General features: G+C 57.9%; 3 protein-coding genes and 1 pseudogene. All 4 read right to left on the bottom strand.

Annotated elements, in window-relative coordinates:
- Nucleotides 1-756 precede the first annotated feature (756 nt).
- The gene (locus tag V6C16_RS09570) at nucleotides 757-1,092 is read right to left on the bottom strand and encodes a hypothetical protein (RefSeq protein WP_333535220.1); all 336 of its coding nucleotides are present in this window, start codon (nucleotides 1,090-1,092) and stop codon (nucleotides 757-759) included.
- Nucleotides 1,092-2,384, bottom strand: coding sequence for a glutamyl-tRNA reductase (gene hemA, locus V6C16_RS09565; RefSeq protein WP_333535221.1), 1,293 nt, complete (start codon nucleotides 2,382-2,384; stop codon nucleotides 1,092-1,094). The genes V6C16_RS09570 and hemA overlap by 1 nt, the downstream gene beginning before the upstream one ends.
- A gap of 14 nt (nucleotides 2,385-2,398) precedes the next feature.
- A complete protein-coding gene (ccsA, locus tag V6C16_RS09560) occupies nucleotides 2,399-3,226 on the bottom strand; it encodes a cytochrome c biogenesis protein CcsA (RefSeq protein WP_333535222.1) in 828 nt (275 codons plus the stop codon).
- Nucleotides 3,213-3,495: pseudogene (locus tag V6C16_RS09555) on the bottom strand (precorrin-2 dehydrogenase/sirohydrochlorin ferrochelatase family protein); the annotation flags it as partial. The pseudogene V6C16_RS09555 and the gene ccsA, both read right to left, overlap by 14 nt.

Here is a 3,495-nt window from a genome sequence, read left to right as displayed (position 1 = left end):
CCGGAAAGGGCCAGCACAAGGCTTGAGCCGCGCGGCAGGGCCAGATCGTGCAGGCAGAAGCGCTCTACCTCAAGGCAGAGCAGGGCAGCGGCACGGGGAAGATCCTGCAGGCGCGGGGCTTGATTCATGCGTGTGCTCAAAGCTTGATTACGGGCTCTGCCTGTTGGGTGTCACAGGCTGCGGGGGCCGGACCAATCCAGGCCAGGCCAAGCCAGATCAGACCAAGGCTGGCGAACCCGAACATGCCGGACAGCATATTTCTCCCTCCTGAAGCAGCTCTTGCTTTTTGCCGGTGGCTCTTACAATACAGCGCGCAGACGAGGCGTTTTTACTATCCATCGTCCAACGTATCCAATCAGTCAAAGCCAATCTCGTGGATGGCATTGCGCGGCGCGCAGGGAGATCACCGAGCGAAGCGAGGAAGCTCCCGCAGCACAAGACGCGCAGCCCTCGCGACTGTAAAGCGCTGGAAACTTCAGGGGTGGTCCGGGGGGAGTGCAGAGGGGGCCTCGGAGGGGCAAAGCCCCTAACAGGCCCCCTCTGCCGCCCGCCGCGCAGGCGGCCCAAATGAAAATAAGCCAAAAACTTCAAATGGCAGCGGCCTGCATTTTGACCGTGCAGCCATACAGAATGCGTATTTCAATGTGCTGCGGCATTCGGCGTGCATTCGCTGTGTTCACAACGATACGCCTTGGCGCTCACGCGTCTGCCGCTCACTTCGCAGGCGGCAGAGCGGTCAGAAAAATATCTGCCGCGTCAGGCGTTGATGCCAAGATCGGCAAGCATCTGATCAAGCCAGACGATCATGCGATCGCGCAGTTCCGGCTCGGCATAGTGCACACATTCGCACCGCATGCGTCCTTTGGCCCGAACCAGAAGTTCCATCCGCAAAGAATCTTCTTCAAGTTCCAGTCCGAAAACGTGCGGGCCGCAGCTTTCGGTGTGCTCTTTTTGCAGACCGGAAAGCAGTTCTGCGGGTGCGGGCAGCCAATACAGACCCTCAAGACCGGCTTCAAGCTCCATTTCTTTGAGTCTGGCGGCTATTTTTGCCGTGTCCTCGGGCGTGAGGTCGTCGATGCCATACCAGCGCATCAGTTTTCCTCCGAGTAAATACAGCCTGTTTTATCCAGGTTGAAAATGCGGCGCATGATGCTTATGCGGGGGCCGTTGCCTTCCTGAGACATGCCGCCATGCTTGAGAAACATGATGGGGTCGTGGTTGAGCTTGCGCACCAGTGCGCCGGCCATGGCTTCAAGGGCCTCCCGCGTATTGTCGTCCACGGGGCCAAGGCGCTTGAGGGTTTTTGCCAGTTCCTCTTCCGCGGCGCGCTGGCCTTTTTTGATAAGGTCCACAATGGTGGGCTGCATGTCCAGAGCAGCCAGCCAGCGCGAAAACTGCACCACTTCTTCGTTGACGATCTCTGCCGCCTTGGCCGCCTCATCGCGCCGGGTGGCGAGGTTTTCTTCGACAACTTCCTTGAGGTCATCAATGTCGTACAGATAGACGTTGTCCAGACCGTTGACATCTGGATCAATGTCGCGTGGGACCGCAATATCAATAAAAAACATGGGCCTGTTTTTACGGGCCTTGAGGGCTGCGCGGATGTCGCGGGCGCGGATAATGGGTTCCTGCGAGCCGGTGGAAGTGATGATGATGTCCACATCCAGCAGATGGCGCGACATGTCTTCAAAGGGAATGGCGTGTCCGTTAAACTGCTTTGCCAGTTCCTCTCCGCGCACAAGGGTGCGGTTGGCCACAAGAATTTCGTTAATTCCGGCCTGAAGGAGGTGCATGGCGGCCAGTTCGGCCATTTCGCCCGCTCCCACAAGCATGGCCTTGTGTTCGCGCATGTCGCCGAAAATGCGTTTTGCCAGTTCCACGGCGGCATAGCTGATGGAAACCGCGCTGGAAGCCACGGCGGTTTCGGTGCGCACCCTTTTTGCCACCGAAAAAGCCTTGTGCAGCAGCCTGTTGAGAATGACACCCGTGGCCCGGCTTTTTACGGCCTTGCGGTAGGCGGTTTTCAACTGGCCGAGAATCTGGGGTTCGCCCAGCACCATTGAATCCAGGCTTGACGCCACGGAAAACAGATGCCGCACTGCCTCAAGGTTTTTATGCACATAGACGTAGGGCCTGAGATCCTCAACGTCGCTTTCCCTTGCTCCAGCCCAGTTGCGCAGCACCTGCTCCGCCACTTCGCCGGTTCCTGCCGCCAGGATTTCCACGCGGTTGCAGGTGGAGAGTATAATACTCTCGCTAACCGCGCCCGTACATGGCAGAGCCCAGTGTTCTTCATCGCAATGATTGGCAAGGGCGAAGCGTTCGCGCACATCCACTCCGGCGGTGCGGTGATTCAGGCCCACAAGAAAGATATCACAGTCCATAGTTCATGCCCAAGTCAGCGCCGGGTGAATGCGTGGTGCGTCTCCATAAAGGTATTCACCACAATGATTGAAAAAAGACACAAAATAAAAATAAAAACCGCCAGTCGTGCCGGTTTGCGGCCTCTCCACCCCTTGGTGATCCTGTTGTTGAACAGTACGGAAAACAGCATCCAGATGACGATGCTGATAACTTCCTTGGGATCGCCCGTAACGGTAGCGCCAAATACGGGCTTTGCCCATACAAGGCCGGAAATTATGCCCAGAGTATACAGAGGGTAGGCCACAACCGTAGTGAAGGCGTTGATTTTGTCAAGCATGGTGAGGGCGGGCATGTCCTGCCAAAAGCCCTTCATATACTGCTTGCTCTTGATGCGCGCTTCCAGAAAAAGAAAAAGTGCTCCGGCCGCGAAGGCCAGGGCCAGCAGGGCCAGGCTCAGAAAAAGCGTGCCGATGTGCAGGGCGTAAAAAGGCGCCTTGAGCGAAGGCGGAACCTGGACAACCGCTTCAAGATACGGGGCCGACATGGCAAAAAGCATAAGGCCAAGCGGTGAGGCGAAAATAAGCGGAGACTCCTGCCGGAGTTTGCCCCAGGCCACCAGTCCGCACAAAACCACAAACCAGGCCATGAGCTGCAGGTATGCCCCAAGGCTCAGCCCGCCGGGCAGGGCCTTGTGAAAGCCCGTAGCCAGAGAGATGGTCTGAAAAATAAAACCCGCGCCCGCCAGCCAGCAGCCAAGCTTTCGCCAGAAAGGGCTGCGCGCCACCATGCCGACTATGCCGGACACGCTTGCAAGGCCGTACAGCAGCAGCGTGACACCGGTGGAAAATTCAGGGGAGATCATAAAGTAACTCCGCTATATGAGCGTGCAATTCCGTCGGCAATTCCGCCAACAGCCACTGGCGGCAGTTTTCCATTTCCTTTTCCTCCAGCCATTGCTGCAGGGGAGAGGCCGCCAGTTTTCGGAACAACTCGGTATTCTGCCCTGTCTTGCCGCCCAAAGCAAGAACAAGCGGCCGCAGACGACCCATCAGACAGGCCATGCGTGCGCGGGGGGCCAGCCAGCAGGCCAGTTCGCCTTTCCAGCGCCGGGCCAGGGCCGGGCTTGCGCCG

The sequence above is a fragment of the Desulfovibrio sp. 1188_IL3213 genome (genome assembly GCF_036763145.1).
Classification (GTDB): Bacteria; Desulfobacterota; Desulfovibrionia; order Desulfovibrionales; family Desulfovibrionaceae; genus Desulfovibrio.
The sequence above is the reverse complement of the archived record's forward strand: the minus strand, read 5'-3'. Positions and strand labels throughout refer to the sequence as shown.

Bases quoted from the DNA above. Each gene is read 5' to 3' on its own strand.
- V6C16_RS09570 (WP_333535220.1), bottom strand. From the start codon at position 1,092: ATGCGCTGGTATGGCATCGACGACCTCACGCCCGAGGACACGGCAAAA.
- hemA (WP_333535221.1), bottom strand. From the start codon at position 2,384: ATGGACTGTGATATCTTTCTTGTGGGCCTGAATCACCGCACCGCCGGA.
- ccsA (WP_333535222.1), bottom strand. From the start codon at position 3,226: ATGATCTCCCCTGAATTTTCCACCGGTGTCACGCTGCTGCTGTACGGC.